This window comes from Terrisporobacter vanillatitrophus (genome assembly GCF_051148895.1).
Classification (GTDB): Bacteria; Bacillota; Clostridia; order Peptostreptococcales; family Peptostreptococcaceae; genus Terrisporobacter; species Terrisporobacter vanillatitrophus.
This window is the reverse complement of the sequence record NZ_CP154625.1, coordinates 1,853,056-1,878,008: the sequence shown is the minus strand read 5'-3', so window position 1 is coordinate 1,878,008 and position 24,953 is coordinate 1,853,056. Positions and strand designations below refer to the sequence as shown.

Sequence of the window (24,953 nt, the reverse complement as noted above, 5' to 3'; positions counted from 1 at the left end):
CTCCTATCTTTTTGATGCTTCCATAAGTCCATCCACATCTATGCAAAACCCAATAGCAGGAACTCTTCTTCCAAACTCTTCTGTAAGAGAATCATATCTTCCTCCACTTAGAATCTCTTTGTACACATTGGCATAATATCCTTTAATCATTATTCCTTCATAATAATCAAATTTTCCTACCATGGATAAATCGCAATTTGTATATTTTTTACATTCACTCTTTTTAAGTAAAATACTTATCTCCTCCAACTCTTCTAAGCCCTTGTTCATTAAATCATTTGTATAGAAATTTCTAGCTTTTGATATTACGTTTTCTATATCTCCATTTAATTCAAACAAATTATATATAATTTCTTTTATTTCTTTTTTTATGTTAAATTTTTCAATATAATCATTAATCTCTATTTTGTTTTTTCTAAGTATTAAGTTTTTTAATTTATTTTCTTGGTGCTCTTTAAGATTTAACTCTCTAAGTAGTCCATTAATGTAATTGCTACTTCCAATTTCTAAAATAAATTTTTTCCCAAATTTTTTAAGTATATCTAAGGACATATTTACTATTTCTCCATCTGCTTTTATAGACTTTTCTCCTAAATATTCACAGCCAAATTGTCTAATTTCCTTAATTCCTTCTTTAGCCTCATTTTTGTAAACTGTAGAGTGATAAAATAATTTAAGTACTAAGTCTTCTTCCCATCTAGGTATTAAGCTTTTTATGATACTTGTTGTAATATCAGGTCTTAATACTAAAATCTTATCACTCACTATTTTCACCACAGATTTTGTAGGAGTCCTTTTATTTATTGCAATAAAGTTGTCGTAATCCTCAAATATACTTGGTTTTATTTGAATATAGTTATTTTTTACAAATATATATTCTATTTCTTTTGTAAATTCATATCTTTTCTTTGAATAATTTAGTTCGTTTTCAATACTTAAATACTTCATATTTCCTCCTTGTAATACTTTCTTATTTACTAATTATTTAGAACAATCGAGTAGGAGCTAAATAATTATTTTATTTAGCGTCCTCTCACACCACCGTGCGTACCGTTCGGTACACGGCGGTTCATTAAGTTCCATGCACTTTTAAATATCTCTTGGAAATACTCATATATCCTATTTCTTCTAGGTATTTATTTGTAAGTGTTTTTGATAGGATTGGGCTACCGGATATTCTCCAGTAGCCTTTTCTTGTATTTGAATATTGGTAGGCCTTATATTTATCCATTCCAAGTTTAACAAGATTCTTACACTTCGTCCTTGGTAATTTCCATTGTTTCCAGATACATGCTCTAAGTCTTCGCCTAATCCATTTTTCAATATTTTGTATATTGCCTTTAGCTTTCGCTATGCCAAAGTAATTAATCCAACCTATCATAAGTTGATTAAGTTTCAACATTCTCCATCCCATATCTATTCCTTTATTTCTATTTGTAATTTCTATTACTTTAGATTTTAGTTTATTATATGAGCTTTCATGTATCCTTATTTGGGCGCCGCCCTTTGTAAAATAGAATGAAAATCCTAGAAATTTTCTGCGACTAACTAAGTCAACGGCACTTTTCTTTTCATTTATTTTAAGTTTTAATTCATTTTCAATTAATTTCTTAATACTGTTTAAAACTCTTAACCCTGCTTTTCTACTTTTAACGTAGATATTACAGTCATCTGCGAATCTACAGAATTTATGACCTCTTCTTTCTAATTCTTTATCAACCTCATCAAGCATTATATTTGATAGAAGCGGACTTAATGGTCCTCCTTGGGGAGTTCCTTCTTCATTTGATACGATAACTCCATTTAACATTATTCCACTTTTAAGATATTTCCTTATTAAGTCTAATACTCTTTTATCTTTAATTTGTCTTGATAATCTATCAATTAAAATGTCATGATTTACTTTATCAAAGAATTTCTCTAAATCCATATCTACTACCCATTTATATCCTTCATTTATATATTCTAAGGATTTCTTTATTGCTTGATGCTGACTTCTGTTTGGTCTAAAACCATAACTACTATTAGAGAAAATTGGTTCATATACAAATGTCAACGCTTGTGCTATTGCTTGTTGTATCATTCTATCTACTACTGTTGGAATTCCAAGCATCCTAGTCCCACCGTTAGGTTTAGGTATTTCTACCCTTCTAACAGGTGATGGTTTGTATGTTCCATCTAATAATTTAGATTTCATTGTAGTCCAGTGCTTTTTGCAATAGTCGTGAAGTTCATCAGTCTTTATTCCATCAACACCGTGACTACCTTTATTCTTGATTACTCGTTGCATAGCACGATACATATTATCTTTTGCTAAGATTTTATCGAGTAAATTATTAGTAGATATTTTTGCACGGTTCTCTATTTCTACCTTCGGTAATACCGAAGCTACGCTATGCACTCCATGTTTATTTCCAGTTTCCAACTTTACTTCCACACGGTAGCCTGAATATTCAGTTGTCTGCACTTTATCCACGTTCTTCAATTTATCCAAAGTTGAAAACCTCCTTAATGTTCAGTCCTTCCTATTGATTGCGCAGTCAATAGTACTATGACGTCTGCTGACTTCTGATAGTTCAATTACATATCACTATGTAGGTTATCATCTAGGAAGTTCATCCTCTATTAATGATATATCTATCAGACCTCCCCAGGTAAGAGCAACAACCTTCATCTCATATATCTGCTACATTTACTATTAGAAATTTTGGATAGTGTTGGACTTTGTCTTGTTACGCAAACTCGTCCGTTTCCAATAGCCTCATATGTAGTTCGTGTTCCTCAGACCAAGACTTTGCCGTAGGCTTCCTTCAGATTCCACCTCACGATGGACACCCTTGCCATTAGCTAGCGGTTCCCACTATCAAGCCCGCAACGGACTTTCACCGTCAAGTTGTTGCCCATGCTGGGCACACATAAAAAAACCATATAGGCTATGCCTATATGGTTTATAAGTTTCATATACCATCATAGATACAAGCCCATTTACTGTACTTAAAACAGGGCTTGTATCTATGAAAAAATTCATGATTACAATCCCTTGGATCTATGATGATGATGATATAATGTTGTATTTAATTTACTATTAAGTTTTTCATTTATATTATTCATCATACTTACCTCCAAAGAATTTATTTTAATTTATTAACAATAATGATAATCTACTTTGTATACATTATCAACAATTATTTTAATTTTCTTAATATTTTTTCTTACTATTCATTTTCTTATATTTATTTTTTTATTTGAAATATTGAGTTTTAATTAATATTTTAAAGATTTCATTATTTTATCAATTTCCTTACTAGCTTTGTCTATGGAAACTAGTCTTTCTTTTTCTGTAGTTCCTGTACCGTCAACTAATATTTCTTTTGTCTTTTTTATTCCCATAAACTTGGAAATATATTTTATGTAGCTAACTCCACGATTTAAAATTGGTTTTGTATATGTAGGTATTTTACCACCACTTGATTGGATATATACTAAGCTTCTATCAAAATCATTTAGTTTTCCCTTTGGTTTTTTATTTTCAAACTTAATAGTTTTTTTGTCCTGAATTACACAGTCAAAATATTCTTTAAGCTGTGGTGGAAAAGATGAACTCCACATTGGCGCAGCAATAACATATACTCTAGCTTTCATAAATTGATCACATAAATCATTTATTTTTTTTACATCCTTTTGGGCAGAATCATCTAATTGTTTTAGAGCTTCCTTTTCCACTAAGGCACTACGCCCTGCAAAATATTCATATTGAAGTCTTGGTATATAATCTTTGTATAAGTCTACTTCTTCCACATCAAAGTCTGGATTTTTTTCAATAAACTTTTGTATGAATAGTCTAGCTACAGTTTTACTTGATGATAATTTTTCTGGCTTTGAATTACAACTAATATATAATAATGTTTTTCTCATAATTCACCTCAAATAAATAATTGATAATATTATATTATTTGTTAAATATTTGAATTTATTCTTTTAATGACTATTTATTTAATCAAAAAGGGCTACACATTTTTGTGTAACCCTTAGTAATCTATCTTTTTTTCCACTTGGCACTTCTACCTTTTGCCACAACTTCTATTTTTCCACTTTTTCTTAAGTTGTTAAAAACTCGATTAATAGTTGGCTCTGGAATATCAGGACACTGATTTCTTACATCATCCTTTGTAAAATATCCCAAAGTAGAATTTATAACTTTTTCTATTCTTCTAGTTTTAGTTTCTTTTTTATTTCCAGTTAAATTCATCTCGTCATTTAAATCTTCGTATGCTGCTAATATAAATGATAAGAAGTAGTCTAACCATTTGTTTATATTATAAGATTCTCTTTCTATATCTCCTTGCTTAGAAAACAAAGTTTTAAAATATGAATAGTTTTCATCATAATATAAGTTACCTAAACTAGTAAATCTACCTACTTCATATCCACTTTTATTTAATAGTAGTAAAGTTAAAATTTTTGACATTGTTAAGTTATCTTCTTTAAATGGTGATATTAGCATAAAATCCATTATAAAAGAAGCAATTATTATAAGGTCTTGAATTTTATTTTCTTCTAAAAGCTTATAATATCTTTTACATAAACTTTCCACTTTACTTTCTACATCATTGTTATTATCAAATTCATCATTAGATTTTCCAAAGTCAATATAGCCAATTGACTCACTTCTATATCTCCCACCTCTTATTAGAGAATATCTGTGCAAATAGCCATGAAGCTCTAATATAGTTTGAGAGCATATTTCAATATCTTCAAAAGCACTATTTACTGTTTTTATTACATCTCTAAATTCTACTACACCAATATCCTCCCTGGATTGTGGTGTAATTTCATTGTGAATTAATTTAACTAAGTTTTCCTTCCCCCCAAGAAAACTATCGATATAAGTGTCATAAACAAATTTAAGAATAGCATTATCTGTCATTAAAGTTACCACATTTTTAGGTTGTTTCTTATAGATAATTTGCTCTCCTTTATATTCATTTATCTTGCATAATTTTGTTACAATGTTCATATCAACTGATATATTAGCCAGCTTTGTCCCCATAGTGTATTCCATCATATCACTCCAAACCCCAATAATATACTTTACCTATAAAATTTATAGTCGTAATACTTTGATTTTACCATAATTTGTTACTATTTACAATTATATATATATTATTTCCCTTTTATTGACAGAATATTTCAACTATTAATTTTAAGTTAAACAATTGTATTCTTCTTATAAAAAAAGCCTTACTTGATTTTATCTAAGTAAGGCTTTTTTTATTATATTAATTTTTTATTATAAACACCTAATAAATCTACATCTTTTACTCTCTTTTCTATTTTTTCCTTGTCTATTGTGTAAAGTCCCAATTCTTTCATTCTATTAAAGTAAATACTTCCTGCAAAGGTAAATCTCTTCTTTGCTCCCTCTTCCTTATGCATTTCTTCATTAGAATAAGATATAAAATCTCCTATTACTAAACTACTTGGTAACTGTAAACAGCCCTTATTTGTTAAATATCTTACAGCATTATGTCCTGCTAAAGATCCTGTACAGATAGCTTCTGTATGACCTACATAAAATCCTGATTTTTCTCCTCCAACAAATAAATTTTTCATTCCTTCCGCTCTCATATAATTATCTCTTGGAGATACTGCCATATATCTGATGGAGTTTCCTTTTCCTCCACTATAGGGATCGACTATACATGCAGTTTCAAATCCTGGCACACTTCTTAATTTTTCTAAGTCAAAAAATGGTGTCATTAATTTTGCATGACCAGTGTCTAACAAAATAATATTTTCAGCAAATTCATGAAGGGCATATTGCTGACAAACTTTTATATCAAGTTTTTTTTCATTTCTAAGTTCCTTAGGCAAAGGTATTACTGCAAAACCATGATCATTTAATTGTTTTTGTATATCTATACTTAAGCTTTCTTTTAATAATTTCATAGAACCACTAAATGCTCCGAAATCACCATTTACTCTTTCCCCAATCATATCATTTACGCCACATCTTCCTGTTACACTTACTCTTCCTCCAAAAGAAGGACATCTAAGAACACACATGGCACATCCATTACCATACTTAGAACAATTTCCCATGGGACCAGAAGAACCTGTTGTGTCAACAAAGGTATCTCCTTCTATCCTTTGTCCGTCTTCTAATATAACTGCCTTTAATATATCTTCATCACAGTCTACATCAACAACTCTGCTCATTATTCTTACTTCAATCCCCATATCTTTTATAAGTTTTCTAACTGGTGGCTCAATTTTTAAAACATTATATATTGTGGCATGATTATGACCTGGAAAATTTACATTTTTATGAGTTGCATTTTCATCTGTTAAAGTAAATAATTCACTTGCACCTAAGTACATAGCCTCTTCGCATGCGCTGTATCTTCCGTTATTTCTCATTATTCCGCCCACATTACCTAGACCTATTAATAAATCAGTTTTTTCCAAAATCACTACTTGTGCACCAGCTTTTGAAGCGCTTATTGCAGCAGCGCATCCAGCCCAGCCACCACCTATAACTACAACTTTTGCCATTTATATCCCCCCATTTTATTTAAGATTACTTAAAAATTCTCGTCCATTCATTTGAGCTTTACATGTCTTTATTCTGCAATTATTTAATCTAATAGTACATGCACCGCATATACCTTCTCCGCAGCAGATTAAATTATTATTTGGAATTGCAAATTTTATCTTATCATCAATACTATCAACTAATTGTAAAATAGACTTATTAAAATATATTAATCCACAGCTGTAAACAAAACTTATATTGTTATTTCTTATATAGTTTATTAAAATTTCTTTTTTGTCTTCAAAATTAAAAATCTGAATATTAACTCCCAACTCTTTTATTTTTTCTTCCATCATTTCTAGTCTTTTGCCTTTTTCATTTATAAATACCTCTACTTCATTGTTATTTCTAATTAACCTTTTTATAACTTTTAACGAATTTACTTGAGATAAGCCATCTAGAACTACTATACATTTGTTACAGGCATTTGATTTGATTTCTTTTAATCCAAAAATTCCATTAAAATAAGGAGCCTTTACAATTATCTCTTCACAATTTACTAAAGGCTTTGTTTTTATTCCCCTTGGAACTACTATTACTTCTAGTATATTATTTTCTTCATCCACATCCATTACAGATATAGGTGCATTGAAAAATCCACTTTCTCTATCTTTATCCTTCAAAAAAACATATGCACCTGGCTCACTTAAATCTCTAGTTAAAAAACTAGGTATTTTAATCTTTAAAAAGTAAATATTTTTTTCTATTTCTTTACTTTCAACTACTTTACAAAGTATCTCTTTTCTCTCTTCTACTGGTACTATTTTGTTATGCACAAGTTCATTATAAATACAAACTCCCTGCCACTTACACTCACAAGTCTTTTGTCCTCTAATTAAAGAACATTTGATACAGTCCCCACTGTGAGCTAGATGACATGGACAGTATTTTCCTCCTGCATCAGCACAAAATTGATTATTAGGTCTTTCCATTTTGTCCACTTCCTTAAAATGATATTTTCCCTTAAACACTTTCATCACTATTAAGCTATATTATTAATTTATTAATTATAGATAAATAAGTGACAGAAAAAAAGAAGTTTAAATATATTTCTTTTAAACTTCTTTTTTATTATTTATTTAATTATTATAAGTTTTATATGTCTTTATAATTAAAATTATTATTTTATATATAAGGATCTGCTGCAAACCATACTGCTGTATAATAATCATCCTTAGTTGTATCACTCCAAGCAATAGCAACACTAAAATCTTCAATATATTGTAAATCTATAATCTCTGACTTTAATCCATTTTTTATAACTGAAAATGAATAAGCACAGTTATTTTGATTTTTGTGATCGTTAATATCATATCCTCCTATTGCTAAATATAAATCATCACTTTCAAACATAGCCTCAACTAAACAATCCCCTCCATCTACTTCAGCCATAATGTTTGTATCAATACAAAAAGTAAGTATATCTCCACTTTTAATTTGTGATTTATCAATTTCTATCATATATCTGGCATCAACTTTATAGTTGGAAATTTCTATAGGTTTTAATGGTAGTTCACTTATGTGGTATTTTACTTGCTCATTATTAATATATACATTTAAAAATCCCAGTGGCGTTTGTAACAATATGTATTCCCCCTTTTCAATTCTATATTATAGTATATGGATGTTATTACGTAAGCGTAAAAGATTTAACGCCTTGAAATATAAGAGGCAATAACTGATATTGTATTAAAATCAGTTATTGCCTCTATATTATTTATTTTCTATTTTAAGATTTTCTGGCAGAGTTGCCGACCAAGGCATTAGCTCTAATAATTTTTCTTCTGTTAATGTTTCATGTTTTGACATATTATCCATCAAATAAAGCAGATACTTTTCTGCAACAAGATCGTAGCTTTTAGCAGTTTCAATAATACTGTACAGAGTAGCACTTGCTTTTGCACCTTTTCCAGTATTAGCGAATAGCCAGTTCTTCCTTCCAATTACAAATGGCTTAATAGCCCTTTCAGCCGCATTATTATCTATTTCCAATGCTCCATCCTCAAGTACTCTTCTCATTCCAGGTAAAACTTTTTTACTATATTCTAGAGCTTTCCCTAACGGGCTTTTAGGCAATGCATCTTCAATTTCATCTGATACATATTTTTCAAATTTATGTAAAATGGATGATAACTTTTCTTTTCTATATTTATATCTAATTTTGAAGAAATCTTCATCTTCACCATAATCTTTTCTCAAGTCTTTTTCTAATTTATATATTTCCTCACAATAATTAAACCCTATGATTGCACGTGATTTTTTCAAGGCTTCATTATTTAGGGTTGATACGATATCATAATATTTTCTTCGGATATGCGCTAAACAATAAAGTCGTTTAGCATCACTGACGCTATTGTATCCGTTATATCCGTCTGTCTGAAGAAATCCAGAATAACCATTCAAAAATGATTTTGGATAAGAACTAGATCTAGTTTTCTGATATTCATATAAAATAATAGAGTTATCATTTCCTCCTGTTTTATATAACCACATATAACATTTAGATCTTGATTCTTTTCCCTTTGCATCAATTACCACCAAGCTCGTTTCATCAGCTTGTATATAATTTGATTTTAATAATTCCTCTTTCATTAAATCATATACAACTTGAAATTCCTTAGCAGAACTTATTATCCAGTTAGACAAGGTTTGCCTAGATAGATTAGCCCCTAACATCTTGAAATAATTTTCTTGTCTATATAATGGAAGTGAATATAAATATTTAAGACATATAGCATGAGCTACTATTTCATTAGATGCCATGCTTTTATGTAAAAAAGTTTTTGGTGTTTTAGCACAAACTATATTTGCTTCTCCTGTTTTTTCTTCACATGATTTACAAGCATAGCTGTATGTTATATGCTTTTCAACATAAAGTTTCGCGGGTTCATACTTTAGAATATCTTTTTCTTTTTTTCCTATCTCAACTAAAGTCGAATGACATTCATTACAAATGGCTTCGCCTTCCTCAAGTCTATGTTCTATTACAACTACTTCTAAATTAGATAAATTCTCTTTTTTACCTATATTTGAAGTTGATTTTTTTCGAGTATAAGTTATTTCCTCTATTTCAGGCTCAGCTACTTTTAAGTCACTTTCTTTTTCAGCCTCATTAAATAGAGATAATTGGTTTGAATCTACTTGCTCACTAGATTTCCCAAATATCTTCTTATTTTTATTTAAAATATGACCTTTTAAAATTTCTACCTCTTTTTTCAAACTATCTATTTCTTTATCTTTAGATTCAATCTCATTTTCCATTTTAGTAATTAATTTTTTTGTATTCTCATCCAATTCTTTTTCTAAAACTATATCCTGCATATTATAACCCCTTATATTCTTAAATATAATATAATTGTACTATAAAATCGTTGAAAATTCAGTTATTTAGGAGTATTTTGATCATTCTATTTAGTATGTATTTTTCTGAATTACAGGCTTAAATTTGGAAGATGTTCTAACTTCATATCCTTTAAGAAGCCAACTTAATTCTTCTTTATTTACTGTTAATGCTTCTTCTTTAGTCATAGGCCATTTTAATTTATTGTTTTCAATTCTGTGATAGTATAACCAAAATCCTTCGTCAAAGTGGAGGATTTTCAGTCTATTTTGTTGTCTATTACAAAAAACAAATAATGCCTTTTCAAAAGGATCTAGTTTTAATTGGTTTTGTACTGCAATTACTAAGCCATCAATGCTTTTTCTCAAATCTGTTACTCCACATGCTAGATATACTTTATCAACTTCATTTAGATTTAACATGAATTTGAAAGCTCCTTTATTATTGTAGTTAAAAGCGTAGCTTCGCTAGGTGGAATATGAATAGTTACATTGTTTATTTCAATTTTTATATAACTAGAAAGAGTATCTACTTCTTTAGTAGTTATTGGGGTAGCTACTTTAACTAATTCCACCTCACAAAAAGTAGATGCTACAGGTTGCTGAACCTTTCTTTTTCTATGATAATAGAATTGACTTTTAGAGATTTTATTTTCTTCACAGAAATTTGTGACAGAACCGTCATATGAGTTGAATTTTTCAAGTATTTCAGCCCATTGATCTGGGCTATTTTTTACATACATAAGGTTAGCCTCCATATTTAATATTTTATATTTATATTTTAGCTAACCTTTTACTTGTAATATAGGTAGAAATTCTTTTACGCTTACGTTATTACGTAAATTATCCCTATATATTTTCATTTAAAAAGCCTCATACTGTTTTCAATATGAGGCTTTTTAAATAATTTATTTAATTGGGTTTATAAACACTAGTGTTAACTAATTCGTTTTTTATAATATTATTTTCTTCATCTAAGAATATTCTATATGTTTTTACAGTAATTTTATTTTTTGTATATTCCTCTTCCATTTTTATAACGATTCGTTCTCTATCAAAATTGCATCCATATATTTTCGAAGTTATTGCTCCATCTCCTACTATATTTTTTATATATACAGGATGAGTGTAGGGATTGGAAAATTTTAAATCAGTATATCCATAAGACACAGTAGCATCTCTTCCCCTTGGCACATATCTGGAGGGAAGGGAATGATTATGTACCTCATCTATGGTAAGTCCTGAAACCAAGGCTGCATTATAGATTGTGGTAGAAACTTGACACACACCTCCACCTTCTCCATTTGTAACCTTACCTCCTACTATGACTGGGGCACTTTTGTAGCCGTTGACCCAATTTCTTGCTCCAGTACATTTATTGTAAGAAAAAGTATCTCCAGGCATTAACAAAATATCACTAGTTTGTTCTCCTGCCACATGAATATTACTACCTCTAGAGGTAAAGTTGTTGAAGCTTGTACTAAATTCTCCTAATACTGAATTTATACTTTTAACTTGCTTAGTAGAAACTTTTGGATACAAAGTAATAACCGGCAAATTAATATTTTCGATTTTTTTCTTATTAATCATGTCATACATATATTCTTTTAATCTTGATACATCAACTTGTTTACCTTCTTTTGATTCTGTTCTTTTTAGTTCTCCACTAAGCTCCACACGAAAAGTTGCATCCACAGCATCTACATTTATGCCATTACAAATTACTTCTAACTCTTTACTTAATTTTATCTCATCATATGTGGCTCTTAACTTAATATTGTATATTTTTTTTAAATTAAGTTTTCCTTTTCTTTTTATATTTTTTAGGATAGAGCTACTTCTTGTATAATTAAAAGCTTCTTTTACCATTTCTTCTATGTGATAATTAAGGTCTATATTTTCTGATTTTATTATCCATTTTTCATTATTATAAGTAATATTAAAATCCTTCAAAGGATAAGTTGATTTAATCTTATTTATTGCTTGTTTTTCAGTTAATTTCCCCACATCTATATTTTGAATTGTAATATTACTATAAATTCTTTGCTCATTTTCTTTTGATGTTAATCCAAGGGAAGTAAATCCTATAACTATTATCATTACTAAATATACTGATTTATTTAAAATGCTTTTTTGTCCTCTCATTTTACTCTCCTAACTATAAAATTATATAATTATGTTTTCCCATGAGAGTTTTTATATTCTAATGATTATTTTCATTTTTAATTTAATACTTAGAAATTATATTAGTTAAAGAATTCTTTTAAAAAACCTATTATTATTTTAACTTTAGGTCAAAGCTTTTTCAAATAATAATATCATATCATTCCACTTTGACCCTCCATGAGAAGAGATTGAAACACCCTCATGTTTAAATCCAAATTTTTCGTAATAATGAATTAAATAGTCTTTGCAAGTAAGAATTATACCCTTTTTCCCTCGTTTTTTAGAAAGATCTATAAATTCTTCTAACAATATGGCTGCTGTACCCTTATTTCTATATTGTGGTAAAACATCTAATCCAAATACTGTTTGATATTTGCCCTTTGGATTATGTAGTGTAACATCATTATATAATTTATCAGGAAGGCAAGCCTTGTCTGTAGTACACCCATTTATAAAACCTACTATTTTCTCATCTTCCACTGCCACTAAAAAATTTTCTCCGAAAGCTTTGAATCTTTCTTTCATAACTTCTTTGCTAGCTGCTTCTGATGGTGGAAAACAAATACTTTCTATTTTTATTATTTCTTTTAAATCATCTTTATGTGCTAGTCTAATCTCCATAAGTCCTCCTTAACAATTTTTTAGTTATTATATTTACATACTATAAAATTATAACACAGGTTTATTTTTTTATCTTTCTCAGTATTAAAAATTTACTTCTATTAAGAATATGTCTAAAATAATATAAAGCTAGTAAGTAACAATTTCTTTACTAGCTTATTAATATTATTCTTATTTTATTACTTACTCTACAACGTTGTTATTTTTATCTGGGTTTTGATCTTCATCTGGATTTTGATCCGGTTGTTCTTCATTAGAATTGTCATTGTCTGGTTTTTCTTCATCTGGTTTTTCTTTGTCTTCATCATTTTTGTCTTTGTCTGGATCTTCCTTATTATTATCTTTATCTGAATTGTCTTTATCAGGATCTTCTTTATCTGTTTTGTCTTTATCTTTGTCTTGATTATTCTTATCTTTATTGCTTACATTTTCATTTTTATCTTCTTTTTTAGTATTTTCATTACTGTTATTGTTATTATCACTTGTTTCTTCTTTTTTAGTAGTTTCTGCTGAGTCTTTAGTCTTAATCATATTTTCTTCAATAGGAGTTAGATTTAGTTCTTTTTTATCCTCTGAATTTTCTTCTTCATAGACATCTTTACTTGTATTTGTAGTAACCATATTATCTGACTTTTTATCCATTATATATTGTGCTCCAAAGGCCGTTGTGCAAAGTAGTATGACAACTGAGCATGCTATAACTACATATTTTTTAATATTATAACTAGAATATAGTTTATTATATTTTCCCAAATTAACTTCACTATTATCACTTAGTTCTTCTCCACACAAACATAAATCTATATCATTTAAAAACTCATTTAAATCTTTATATTTATATTTTGATATATGTTTTTTATTGGTAGCTTTAGCTAAAATATTACTAATATACTTATCCAATTTTTTATTTTCTTCGGGATCAAAGATTTCTTTACCAGTAATCATCTGGCATAAAATCCTGCCAATAACTTGAACATCCTCATTAGGACGAAACTTTTTAGTATCATGAATTTTACAATTTATATGACCCTTATGATTATTAATAAATGATAATATATCAATTTTTATTACACCTTTATCATTTATTATTATATTTTCACTTGTCAAATCTCCAAAGTTTATTTTTTTATTATTAAACTCCTTAACACCATTTATTACTTCTTTTATTATTTGTAAGCATTTCTCATTATGAAGCCTATTGATTCTCATTAATTCTTCTAATGTTAAGCCTTGAAAATTTTCACTTTCAATATAATAATAAGTTTTATCTTTATTTATATAAGTATCCATATGATTTATGGATGTTACATTTACATTATTAATACTTTTTAATAAATTTACTTCCTCTTTAAATATTTCTAAGTTTTCTTCATTGCCTTCTACATTTATAAGTATATTAATAATTATTTTTTCATCAGTTTCCTTATTTATGCCTGTGTAAACATTAGACCATTTGTTTTTGTCAATGAAATCTCTAATGGTATATTTATAATTAAAATTTCTCATATACTTCGCCTCTTTTTAATCATTATAATAAAATAATAATTGTATATAAAATATTTGTCTACTATATAATTGTAACATTTTAAAAAACACCCCAATTCTTAGACTTTTAATCTAACAATTGGGGTGAAGTAAATTTTATAATTATTCGCTTTCTGAGCCAGATGATTCTGGTATTTCATTTTCAATACCAGTATTACTGTCATTTGAATCACTTGAAGGTGGATTAACTTCAGTATCTTTATCCCCACTATCATTTCCTTCATCTGGTTTATTTGTTGTATCGTCTGAGTTTTCATCATTGCTTGGTTTGTTTGGTTTACTCGTATTGTTACTAGTGTTGTTATTTGAATCATTGTTGCTATTATTACTTGTACTACTACTTGAGTTATTGTTTTTCTTAGAAGTAGTAGTTGAACTATTATTTTCCTTTGATTTACTTGTAGAAGAACTCTTCTCACTAGATTTATCATCTTTATTTTCAGTGTTATCAGTCTTGTCTTCCTCAGTTTTCTTTTCTTCTACTTTTTTCTCTTCTTCCTTTGGTTTAGTAGTTTCTTCTATTTTTGTCACATTAGCTTCTTTGTCTTTTTTGTTTTTTTCTATTAGATCATATCCATATACCGTTGCTCCACCTACTAAGGCTATTATTACACAAGCACCAAGGGTTTTACCTATTTTGCCTTTTTTTCTTTTCTTTTTCTTTGTGTTTACTTCTTGGGCGTCATAGCTTTCTTCACTAAGTACTCCATGTTGTGAGTAAGATTTAAGATCTACTAAAAATCTGTCTATGTTATTGTATTTGTTTTCCAAACTGCTATTTGTAGCCTTTTCTATAATAGATGCTAAGTTTACACTTGAAATTTGGTTTTTGTAATTATTCGATTCAAAACTTGACTTTCCAGTTAATAGTTCATATAAAATAACTCCCAAGTCATGAATATCTTTTTGTGGGTTAAATTTATTTTTTTCTACTTTTTCTTCTGTTTCATTATGAGATAATAGAACAAAGTCCTTATTTTCCAAATATGATAAAACATCTGCTTTAACCACTTCTTTAGAATTTATAAAAATATTACTTAAACTTAAATTATTAAATAATATATTTCTATTATGAAATTCTTTTAATCCCTCTGCTACAGTTTCAATTATTTTAATAGCTTCTTGTTCTTCTAACTTTCCAGATTGTAATTTTTCTTCTAAAGAAATTCCTTTAAAATATTCACCTTCCACGTAGTAATATGTTTTTCCACATCCACTATATTGAAACATATTATTCACATTAATTAAATTAGGATTTTTTATATTTTTTAAAATTTCTACTTCTTTTAATAGATTATTAATATATTCCTCATCATTACTTTTTTTTACTAGTACTTTTAGTGTTACTTTTTCTTCTGTACTTGAATGAATGGCTTTATATGTATCAGCCCAGTCATTTCTTGTCACAAATCTTCTTTTTATATATGTTTCATTAAAATACTTCATTGCATTCCCCTTCAATTACTAAATTCTTTCATATAATAATTTTACCAATTTAATAATATTTGTAAATATTTATATTAATAATCCTTAATTTTACATATAATTTTTTTCAAATTATAAGAGGGACAGTTTTCACTGCCCCTCATTTTTATAAATTATTATATTTTATCTAAAATAACATGTGTGCAATTGGTGTAATTACTAAAAGAGAAATTACTGTTCTTATTAAGAATAATACTATTAAATCTTTTAATTTAAGTGGTATTTCAGATTTTAGTATTACTGCACCTGTTTCAGTCATATAAACTAATTGAGAAATAGATAATGCACCTATTACAAATTTAGTTATTTGCGCAAATCCATCTCCACTTACCATTACTGATGGTATAAACATATCTGTAAATCCAACTAGAACTGCTGGTGCTGCCTCAGCTGCATTAGGTATTTTAAGTAATTCTAATACTAATATAACTGGGTAAGATATCCATGTGAACACTGGAGTAAACTCTGCTAATGCTAAAGATATTGTTCCCCATGCTAATACCAATGGTATTAAACTTATATATATATCTACTATATTTTTAAATCCATTTATTATTATTTCATTAAGAGTTGGTGCTTTCGCAGCTCTATCCATTGCATTATTTAAACCTTGTTTGAATAATCCACCTTCTTCATTAACCTCTTCTGCCTCGTAAGGAACATTGTTGTAAGTTTCATTTTTTATCTTACATAAAGGATAAATTCTTGGTAATATTAATGCACAAACAAGTGAAGCTGCACAAACTGTTAAATAAAATGGTACAAATTTATCCATAAATCCTAATTGATCTGCTATAACAGTAGAGAAAGGTAGAGATACTAGTGAGAAACAAACTGCTATTATACAACTTTCTTTTTTGTTATAGAAACCTTGCTTGTACTGAGTATTTGTTATCATTATTCCTAAAGTTGCATCTCCAAGCCATGAAGATAAAGTATCTACTGAAGCTCTTCCTGGAACTAAAAATAAAGTTCTCATAAATTTAGATATCATTGTTCCAAAGAAATCCATTAAACCAAAGTCTAAAACTAAAGGTAGTAAAAATCCTGCTATTAAAAATAATGCTATTAAACTTGGCATAATTCCTAAGATTACATTACCTGTATTTTCAGAAATTATAAATTCTGGTCCCACATTTGTATATATCATAACCATAAATACTGCTCCAACTATTCTGAAGAATAACCAAAATGTTGGTACATCTAATATGTTTTTGAAAAATTCATTTTTTATATTTATAAATTTTGCTGAAAGTGATAAAATCGCTGATCCAACAATTATTACTAAGCATATAGTTGGTATATAATCACCTATTGCAAGCTTTAGTAATTCTGAAATAAATCCAACACCTATATTTACAGGTGATACATCTGCCATATTAAACATTTCTCCAAAAGGTAATGGTATGATAAATAAAAATAATCCCAATAATGACGGTATAAAAAACTTTATAAATTTTAAGATACTACTCGACTGTTCTAACGTGTAATTTTGTTCTGTATTCATAATAATTCCTCCATATAATTGTCTTTTTGCTTTTGTAATTTTTCAATAATTTTAATTACTCTAATACTTATTTATAATTTCTATGCGTATTCCTTCTTCAATTCTTCCAATTGAATATATTGTTTTTTCACGTATTTTGAAGATGTTAAATAAAGTGCATTTGAATAAAACATTCCAAAACTAATAATATCCCCTACTTGATAACTCCCCCCAGAGTTTTGTATATCTACTATAAGATGATCACTACTACTTCCTACTATTTCTATTCCTTCTTCCAAAGGAACTAAGTCTCTATCATTGACAAAGTCTTGTTTTCCCACGGCTAGTATGGCTCTTTTTCTTATACCTTTGTCTTCATATTCCGGTTTGTTTCCAAAGGCATCTAAGAACATTTCTCCTATGGGATAAGTTGGTTTTTCTTTTATTTCTATTATTTCAGCTTTTAAAATCATAGTGTCTTTATGCATTTTGTCTAAGTCGTATCCCCAATAATCTATTAAGTCTCTGCCTATAATTAAGGCTTCTCCTATTCTTAGATTATTTATTTTAGATGGCATTTTCTTATCAAACAATAATGGTAGTGATGTAGTTGATCCCCCCGATACTATGTCTAGCTTTCTACCAATTTTATTTTCAACTTCTTCTGCTATTTCACATAAATAACTTAAATTCGCCTGTGATGGTTTGATTGATCCATAGCAGCTTAAATTTGTGCCTATTCCATATAATTTTACATATTCTAAATTATTTTCAATGTATAAAGTAGTATTAATAAGTTCATCTTTATCAAAAAATCCTTCTCTCAAATCCCCTAAATCCATCATAAGAACTATCTTATGTTCTTTCTTTTGCTTCTTGCACTCTTTTTCTAGTAAGTTTATTGTTTTAATTTCTGAATTTAAAGATATATCAATATGTTTAACTACTTCTTTAACTTCATGTTTCATAGGCATTCTTATTAACATAGTTTCTTTTTCAATACTTTTTTCTTTTAACCCAATTAATTGTTCTATTCTAGAGCTGGCTAAATATTTACATCCTCCATCTGCTAGTACATCTACTACTTCTTGTTGTGCATTTACCCCTTTAATAACACCTGCAATACTTATGTTATTTTCATTACATAAATCTACCAAGTATCTTGTGTTATCTGCTATTTTATTAAGATTTATTTCTAAAAGTGGATATTGTTGTGTAGTATCCATAATCTTTTCCCCTTTTTTTATAGATTTATTTGTCTTCTTTTACTTTAAAGATATACGTTCCCCTATAATAAAAAAGTCTCCTGGCTTTAAAAACCAAGAGACGAAATATTCCGTGTTACCACTCTTATTGATAAGTTCTCAATTAGTCCTTTTAGAATCTTTCAAATTTTCAGTTTATGACAAATACAAACTGACAAATTTCTTCCTTCTAAACCATGAGTTACAGCAAAATATTTTTCACCCAATTAAAAAAGTCCCTTGGCTATAAAACCAAGAGACGAAATATTCCGCGTTACCACTCTAATTGATAAGTAAACTTATCCACTCTATTCCCTTAAGGCGGGACATACCAAATATCCTACTATTAATTCAGATATTCTTCTCCAAAGCTCTCTTCAATATAAACATTGTTGCCGGCTTCCACCACTCCCAGCTCGCTGAAACATGATTTATATCTACTTTCTTTTTCATCGAATTTAAGTTATTTTTCATTTGTCAATTATTATTCTAATCGTATTTTTTAATATTGTCAATACATTATTTTTTTAATATGTATTATTTTTCACATTTTTTTATAATGTATTATTTTTTTAAATATTTTTCTCCCATAGCATCTGCTACTAAAATAGCATCATATAGTTGTTGTGGTATCACATCCCCTGGCATATTGTGTACCGTCTCTCCTGGTGCACAAGCTTTCTCAGCTGCAATAATAACCCTACTTTTATCTTTAACACCCATTTCTCCTAAAGTAATCGGAAGGCCTACAGAATAGCAAAACTCCATAACTTCCTCAATTTCTGATTTTGGAGCACCTTCAATGACTAATTGTACTATAGTTCCAAATGCAACACAAGAACCATGCATTCCAGTAAATTCATCTAAAGCTGTTAATCCATTATAAACTGGATGCGCTACAGCTATTCCACCATTGTCAGCACCTACACCACTTAAATAAGTATTTGCTTCTATAATAGCATCTAATGCTGGAGTAACTAAATTATTTTCACAAGCTATCTTTGCTTGAACTCCATATTCTTTTAGTAATTTATATCCTAATTCACAAAGAGCTATTGCAGAACGTGTAATTCCTCCATTCTCTAAACTAGGAGCATCCACTGCATAGCATATCCTTGCTTCAAAATATGTGGCTAAAGCATCCCCCATTCCTGATACTAAAAATTCCACAGGAGCTTTTGCAATAATTTCACTATCTACAATAACACATTCTGGATTTCTAGGATAGAAAAGGTAGCTGTTAAAAGAATGGTCATTATTGTATATTACAGATAGTCCTGTACATGGAGCATCTGTAGCACAAACTGTTGGTATAAGTACAACTGGACATTTTTCATAATGAGCTGCAGCTTTAGCAGTGTCTATTGCAGAACCACCACCCACACCAACAACAACTTCTATATTTTTTTCACGTATTATTTTACGCATTTTATCTATTTCACCAATAGAACTTACTCCATTAAAAATTTCATATTGTCGATAATTATCTACTCTATTAAAACTTTTTTCAATTTTATCATAACAATTTTTATATCCACTATTAGAACATACAAAAAGATAGCTATTTCCAAGATCTTTGGTTTCTTCAAAGAAGCTTAATAAAGCATCTTTACCTTGAAGATATTTCAACGGAGCTCTCATTAATTTTATTCTTGGCATTTTTAATCCTCCCTAAATATTTTTATCTATTTCATATTTTCTATATTAGATTTCAATTGTGAAAGGAATTGTGCCGCTACTGCACCATCTATAACTCTATGGTCAGCACTTAAACATAACTTCATAAAAGGTTTAAATACAAATCCATTTTCCACTTCTACTATTTCTTTTTTAATTGCTCCTATACCTAAAATAGCAACTTCAGGTAAATTTATAATTGGTGAAAAACTTTCCACTCCATACATTCCTAAATTAGTAATTGTAAATGTTCCACCTGTTAGATAATCAGGTGATAAGCTTCCATCTTTAGCCTTAGATGATATTTGTTTTAACTGAGAAGATATTTCTTCTATGTTTTTCTTATCCGTATCTTGAATTACTGGTACTAACAATCCAGCATCTGTAGCTACTGCTACACCTATATTTATATTTTCTTTTAAAATAATATTTTCTCCATCTACAGAGGAATTAAGTAGTGGAAATTGTCCTAAAGTTTGTGCCAACATGTAAATTAACACATCAGTATATGAAACTTTTATATTTTTTTCTCTGTACTCATCTCTTATTTTAGACATATTGCTTAGTTCAACTTTTATATCGTAAGTTACTGCAGGACAAGTATTCCAACTTTCACTCATTCTCTTAGAAATTATTTTTCTCATTTGACTCATAGAAACTACTTTTTCTTTTATTTGAGATGAAACTGGCTTATTATTCATATATTTTTCCACATCTTCTAATACAATACGTCCCTTTGGACCAGTACCTATTACTTCATTTATATCAATAGAGTTTTCTTTTGCAAACTTTTTAGCTGCAGGTGAAGCTATTACTACTCCACTTCTTTCTATTGATTTTTCTTCAACTACTTTTTCTTCTATCTTATTTTCTTCTTTTATTTCTTCTGTTTCATTAGGGATTAAGTCACTTATATCTTCCCCTTCTTCTCCAATTATAGCTATTGGAGCTAAGCAAGGTAACACATCTCCTGTTTCCCCAAATATTTTAAGGATGACTCCATCTTCTTTTGCTTCTATTTCATTAACAAGTTTATCTGTTTCTAATTCGTATAGTATATCTCCTTCTTCTACTGAGTCTCCCTCTTCCACATACCATGTTCCTATTGTTCCTTCTGTCATTGTTAAACCTAGTTTAGGTAAAACTAGTAAATTTGCCATTTGTACTCCTCCCCCTTGAATATTAGATAAATAATTTAAACATTCCCTTTTTTTGTGCAATTTCTAAAACTTTATTTGTATTTACTCTATAAGGTCCACTTCTGCTTATTCTAAGAGTTAAAAAATCTCCTTTTTTTAAGCGAATTTCTCTTTCACCATCAAGAGCAAGTATACAATTTTCTTCTATATAAGAATTATAATCTCTATCTAAAATACATCTTTTATTATTACATACCTTAATTTCTTGCAACATTCCTGCTGCCAATGGTACTAAGTAAGAATTCCCATTTTCATTTACTTCTACACAGTAACCATAGTTATCTTCTGGAGTAACTATTTCAATAGCTCCTGCTATAGTAGAAAATCCTATACTGGCTATATGGCAACGTGTTACTGTTACAGATTTGATTCTCTTTGTATCCCAAATAGCACGAGAACCCAATACTATGTCGGAGGAAATGACTACATCAATTAAAGCAATATCCTTCTTTTCATTGTTAACGTATAACTCTATACATTTATCTTTTATACACGTTTCCTCTTTTTCATCTAATAAAGATGTTGCTGCCGCTGCCATTCCTACAACAGTTCCCTCAATCATAGACGGATATACGTTATTAGTTCCTGTTGAAACAGGTAATATAGGCGTATTTACAATACCTTTTGCAACAGCTCGACTAGTTCCATCACCACCTAATACTACAATGCAACCCACATTTAGTGCTTCCATGTGTTGAGCGGCTACAGTGGAATCTTGTGAACATGAGTTAATAGGTATATCTAGTATGATACATTTAGCTTTTAATACTCCTTTAGAATCAAGTTCATTTATCACTTTATATCCTATTTGAAAATAATCTGGCATAAATATTATTTCATCTATACCTAAGCCTTGTGCCCCTAATACTATCCTTTTTACTATGTTCACTTTTTCATTGTTATCTATAACTGTGGCATAAGAAACCAATCTTCTTATATCTTTACCAGATGCTGGATTTGCAATAATACCAATTGATGACACTGGCATCTCCTCCCCTAACATTATTAATTCACTTTACTCAAAATTTGTATTAAATATTGAAATCTAAAAATTTTTATTAATTTCTGCCACTATATCTTTTGCATTAGGTAATACATATTGCTCAAGTCCTGTAGCAAAAGGTATTGGTGTATTAAGTGAGCCTATTCTAACAACTGGTGCATCTAATAAATCAAATAACTCTTCTGCTATTATGGCAGAAATTTCACCTGCATAACTACCACGTTTAACTTCCTCTGTAACAATAACTACCTTATTAGTTTTGTTAATAGACTCTTCTATTAATTTTTTATCTAATGGATAAAGTGTTCTTGGATCTAACACTTCACACTCTATTCCCGTCTTAGATAATTCTTTCGCAGCTATTAAAGCTTCATGAACCATTTTTCCTGTAGCAATAATTGTTATATCATCACCACTACGTTTAATATCGCCTTTACCAAGTGGTATTGGTTCAAAACTTTCCACATCACCTTTCATTGCATACATAGCTTTATGCTCTATAAACATAACTGGATTGTCATCATCAATTGCTGATAACATTAATCCTAATGCATCTTGTGGAGTTGAAGGGTATACTACTTTAAGCCCTGGAACATGAGTAAGCCAAGCTTCTAATGATTGTGAATGTTGAGCTGCTGCAGATACTCCTGCTCCTGAAGGAAGACGAACTACCATTGGCATAGAAATACGCCCACCAAACATATATCTCATTTTTGCTGCTTGGTTTACTAATTGATCCATACCTACTGTTAAAAAATCCATAAACATTAATTCTGCAATTGGTTTAAGACCTGTAGCTGCTGCACCTACTGCACAGCCTATAATTACACCTTCTGAAATAGGAGTATCTCTAACTCTATCTGCTCCAAATTCATTAAACATTCCAGCTGTAACACCAAAACATCCACCAAAAGCTCCCACATCTTCACCAAATACTACTATACTGTTGTCCTCTCTCATACGTATGCTCATACCTTCTCTTATTGCTTCACCATAAGTCATATTTCTCATCTTCCACGCACCTCCTCTATAATATCAGAGTAAATATCTTCCACTGCACTTTCTAAATTAGGTTCAGGACTTTCCATAGCAAATTTTATAGCCTCTTTTATTTCTTCATTAATTTTTTCATCTATTTTATTAATTTCTTCTTTAGTTGTAATGTCATTCTCAACCATGAAATTTATAATTCTTTTAACAGGATCTTTTTCTAACCACTGTTTTTGCTCTTCAGCTGGTTTATAAGTGCCTGGATCACCTTCAAAATGTCCACGATGACGATAAGTCTTGCATTCTATTAATGTAGGACCATAGCCATCTCTTGCATGTTTTACAGCTTCTTCAACTGCCTCATAAACAGCAAATACATCATTTCCATCTATTGCAATTCCAGGTATTCCATAAGCATTACCACGATCTGCTATATCTTTTATACTTTGATGTCTTTCCTGACTCATGGATATTCCATAATAGTTATTTTCACATACAAAAACTACTGGAAGTTTCCATATACTTGCTAAATTTAAGGCTTCGTGGAAAGTCCCTTGATTTGTAGATGCATCACCAAAGAAACATACACATACTTGATTGCTACCTTTATATTTAGCAGATAATCCTGCTCCTACCGCAATATTGTGACCTGCTCCTACTATACCATTAGCTCCAAGTATACCTTTTGAAGCATCTGCTATATGCATAGATCCACCTTTCCCTTTGCAGTATCCAGTTGCTTTACCAAAAAGCTCAGCCATCATTGATTTTAAGTCTCCACCTTTTGCAATCATATGCCCGTGACCACGATGAGTACTTGTAATATAGTCATCTTTATTAAGATGTTGGCATACACCAGTAGCTACTGCTTCTTCCCCAATATATAAATGTACAAATCCTGGTATTTTACCTTCTGCAAAAAGGTTCATAGCTGTAATTTCAAATTCTCTTATTTTCTTCATACAAGTATACATCTCAACTACATTATTCTTGTTTATGTCCATTTAAAGATCCCCCCTTATTTTTTAATAAATATTTTACATTTAGTCTAAAATATTTACTTCAATACACGCCAAAGCTACTTCAATACTTTCATCCTTGTCGTTGAATTTTGCTAAAAAAATTCCTGGTGCTTTCATTCCTCCCTGTATAGTTTTTACATTAACTTTTCCTACAGGTAAGTATGTAGCTACTTTTTCACTATCTACCTCATCAGGTTTTGTTACTGCTAAAGTAAGATCAATAACTACCTTTTCGTCTAAATCTTTTAAGTCTAGGATTTCTAATAGTCCACAAAGGCAACTTTTAGATGTGGCATCTTTCACTGCTTTAATACATGCATTTGTCACGTCTTGCCCATGAAAGTCTAAGCCTAAACCAAACTCAATTATATATCTTCCCGTATTTATCCCTCCCTCAGAAAACTATATTTGTGTTTTCATATTAAATTTAAAGCAACTCTCGTGCCAGTTTTTAAATATTTATTTATAAATAGTTGAAGATTTACTTCAAGTTGTTGATTTTTCTAAATTCACAAAAACAAAATAAAAAAAGATATGCTTGAAATGTAATAACCTCAAGCATATCTTTTTACGATTTTGAT

At 29.3% G+C, this 24,953-nt stretch carries 22 protein-coding genes and 1 other annotated feature; all 22 genes read right to left on the bottom strand.

What is annotated here, in order from left to right:
• Positions 1-3: 3 nt before the first annotated feature.
• The 22 genes from TVTCOM_RS09465 to TVTCOM_RS09360 all read right to left on the bottom strand — a co-directional run bounded on the left by TVTCOM_RS09465 (position 4) and on the right by TVTCOM_RS09360 (position 24,699).
• Positions 4-948, bottom strand: coding sequence for an ATP phosphoribosyltransferase regulatory subunit (locus TVTCOM_RS09465; protein ID WP_434799572.1), 945 nt, complete (start codon positions 946-948; stop codon positions 4-6).
• 124 nt (positions 949-1,072) lie between these two features.
• Complete coding sequence (ltrA, locus tag TVTCOM_RS09460; protein ID WP_228110198.1) at positions 1,073-2,494, bottom strand: group II intron reverse transcriptase/maturase; 1,422 nt, start codon at positions 2,492-2,494, stop codon at positions 1,073-1,075.
• A 770-nt stretch (positions 2,495-3,264) separates the two neighbouring features.
• A complete protein-coding gene (locus TVTCOM_RS09455) occupies positions 3,265-3,915 on the bottom strand; it encodes an FMN-dependent NADH-azoreductase (protein ID WP_434799571.1) in 651 nt (216 codons plus the stop codon).
• Between the two features lie 121 nt (positions 3,916-4,036).
• Entirely contained in the window at positions 4,037-5,065 is a 1,029-nt protein-coding gene (locus TVTCOM_RS09450; RefSeq protein ID WP_434799570.1) for a Fic family protein, read from the bottom strand.
• 209 nt (positions 5,066-5,274) lie between these two features.
• Entirely contained in the window at positions 5,275-6,555 is a 1,281-nt protein-coding gene (locus tag TVTCOM_RS09445) for an FAD-dependent oxidoreductase (protein WP_434799569.1), read from the bottom strand.
• Between the two features lie 15 nt (positions 6,556-6,570).
• Complete coding sequence (locus TVTCOM_RS09440) at positions 6,571-7,527, bottom strand: hypothetical protein (protein WP_434799568.1); 957 nt, start codon at positions 7,525-7,527, stop codon at positions 6,571-6,573.
• A 193-nt stretch (positions 7,528-7,720) separates the two neighbouring features.
• Positions 7,721-8,179, bottom strand: coding sequence for a hypothetical protein (locus TVTCOM_RS09435; protein WP_434799567.1), 459 nt, complete (start codon positions 8,177-8,179; stop codon positions 7,721-7,723).
• Positions 8,180-8,308: 129 nt separating this feature from the next.
• A complete protein-coding gene (gene tnpC, locus TVTCOM_RS09430) occupies positions 8,309-9,916 on the bottom strand; it encodes an IS66 family transposase (RefSeq protein WP_434796259.1) in 1,608 nt (535 codons plus the stop codon).
• A 90-nt stretch (positions 9,917-10,006) separates the two neighbouring features.
• Positions 10,007-10,357 (bottom strand): IS66 family insertion sequence element accessory protein TnpB, encoded by a 351-nt coding sequence (tnpB, locus tag TVTCOM_RS09425; RefSeq protein ID WP_434796258.1) that lies wholly within the window; start codon positions 10,355-10,357, stop codon positions 10,007-10,009.
• Complete coding sequence (gene tnpA / locus TVTCOM_RS09420; RefSeq protein WP_434796257.1) at positions 10,351-10,677, bottom strand: IS66 family insertion sequence element accessory protein TnpA; 327 nt, start codon at positions 10,675-10,677, stop codon at positions 10,351-10,353. The genes tnpB and tnpA overlap by 7 nt, the downstream gene beginning before the upstream one ends.
• A 169-nt stretch (positions 10,678-10,846) precedes the next feature.
• Positions 10,847-12,079 carry a VanW family protein gene (locus TVTCOM_RS09415; protein WP_434799566.1) on the bottom strand — a complete coding sequence of 411 codons (1,233 nt, stop codon included), beginning with the start codon at positions 12,077-12,079 and terminating at the stop codon, positions 10,847-10,849.
• Between the two features lie 144 nt (positions 12,080-12,223).
• Positions 12,224-12,721 (bottom strand): GNAT family N-acetyltransferase, encoded by a 498-nt coding sequence (locus TVTCOM_RS09410; RefSeq protein WP_434799565.1) that lies wholly within the window; start codon positions 12,719-12,721, stop codon positions 12,224-12,226.
• A gap of 183 nt (positions 12,722-12,904) precedes the next feature.
• A complete protein-coding gene (locus tag TVTCOM_RS09405; protein ID WP_434799564.1) occupies positions 12,905-14,227 on the bottom strand; it encodes a protein kinase domain-containing protein in 1,323 nt (440 codons plus the stop codon).
• Positions 14,228-14,368: 141 nt separating this feature from the next.
• Complete coding sequence (locus TVTCOM_RS09400) at positions 14,369-15,712, bottom strand: protein kinase domain-containing protein (protein WP_434799563.1); 1,344 nt, start codon at positions 15,710-15,712, stop codon at positions 14,369-14,371.
• A 166-nt stretch (positions 15,713-15,878) separates the two neighbouring features.
• Positions 15,879-17,258, bottom strand: coding sequence for a YjiH family protein (locus TVTCOM_RS09395; protein WP_434799562.1), 1,380 nt, complete (start codon positions 17,256-17,258; stop codon positions 15,879-15,881).
• Positions 17,259-17,338: 80 nt separating this feature from the next.
• Positions 17,339-18,463 (bottom strand): alanine/ornithine racemase family PLP-dependent enzyme, encoded by a 1,125-nt coding sequence (locus TVTCOM_RS09390; RefSeq protein ID WP_434799561.1) that lies wholly within the window; start codon positions 18,461-18,463, stop codon positions 17,339-17,341.
• Between the two features lie 270 nt (positions 18,464-18,733).
• Positions 18,734-18,943 (bottom strand) — a binding site (T-box leader).
• Positions 18,944-19,045: 102 nt separating this feature from the next.
• Positions 19,046-20,140, bottom strand: coding sequence for a glycerol dehydrogenase (locus TVTCOM_RS09385; RefSeq protein ID WP_434799560.1), 1,095 nt, complete (start codon positions 20,138-20,140; stop codon positions 19,046-19,048).
• Between the two features lie 26 nt (positions 20,141-20,166).
• A complete protein-coding gene (locus TVTCOM_RS09380) occupies positions 20,167-21,318 on the bottom strand; it encodes a dihydrolipoamide acetyltransferase family protein (protein ID WP_434799559.1) in 1,152 nt (383 codons plus the stop codon).
• Positions 21,319-21,340: 22 nt separating this feature from the next.
• On the bottom strand, positions 21,341-22,339 hold the full coding sequence (locus tag TVTCOM_RS09375) for an ATP-NAD kinase family protein (protein WP_434799558.1): 999 nt from the start codon (positions 22,337-22,339) through the stop codon (positions 21,341-21,343).
• Positions 22,340-22,402: 63 nt separating this feature from the next.
• A complete protein-coding gene (locus TVTCOM_RS09370; protein WP_434799557.1) occupies positions 22,403-23,371 on the bottom strand; it encodes an alpha-ketoacid dehydrogenase subunit beta in 969 nt (322 codons plus the stop codon).
• Complete coding sequence (gene pdhA / locus TVTCOM_RS09365; protein WP_434799556.1) at positions 23,368-24,354, bottom strand: pyruvate dehydrogenase (acetyl-transferring) E1 component subunit alpha; 987 nt, start codon at positions 24,352-24,354, stop codon at positions 23,368-23,370. Before pdhA ends, TVTCOM_RS09370 begins: the two co-directional genes overlap by 4 nt.
• Before the next feature lie 39 nt (positions 24,355-24,393).
• Entirely contained in the window at positions 24,394-24,699 is a 306-nt protein-coding gene (locus tag TVTCOM_RS09360; protein WP_434799555.1) for a Lin0512 family protein, read from the bottom strand.
• Positions 24,700-24,953 lie beyond the last annotated feature (254 nt).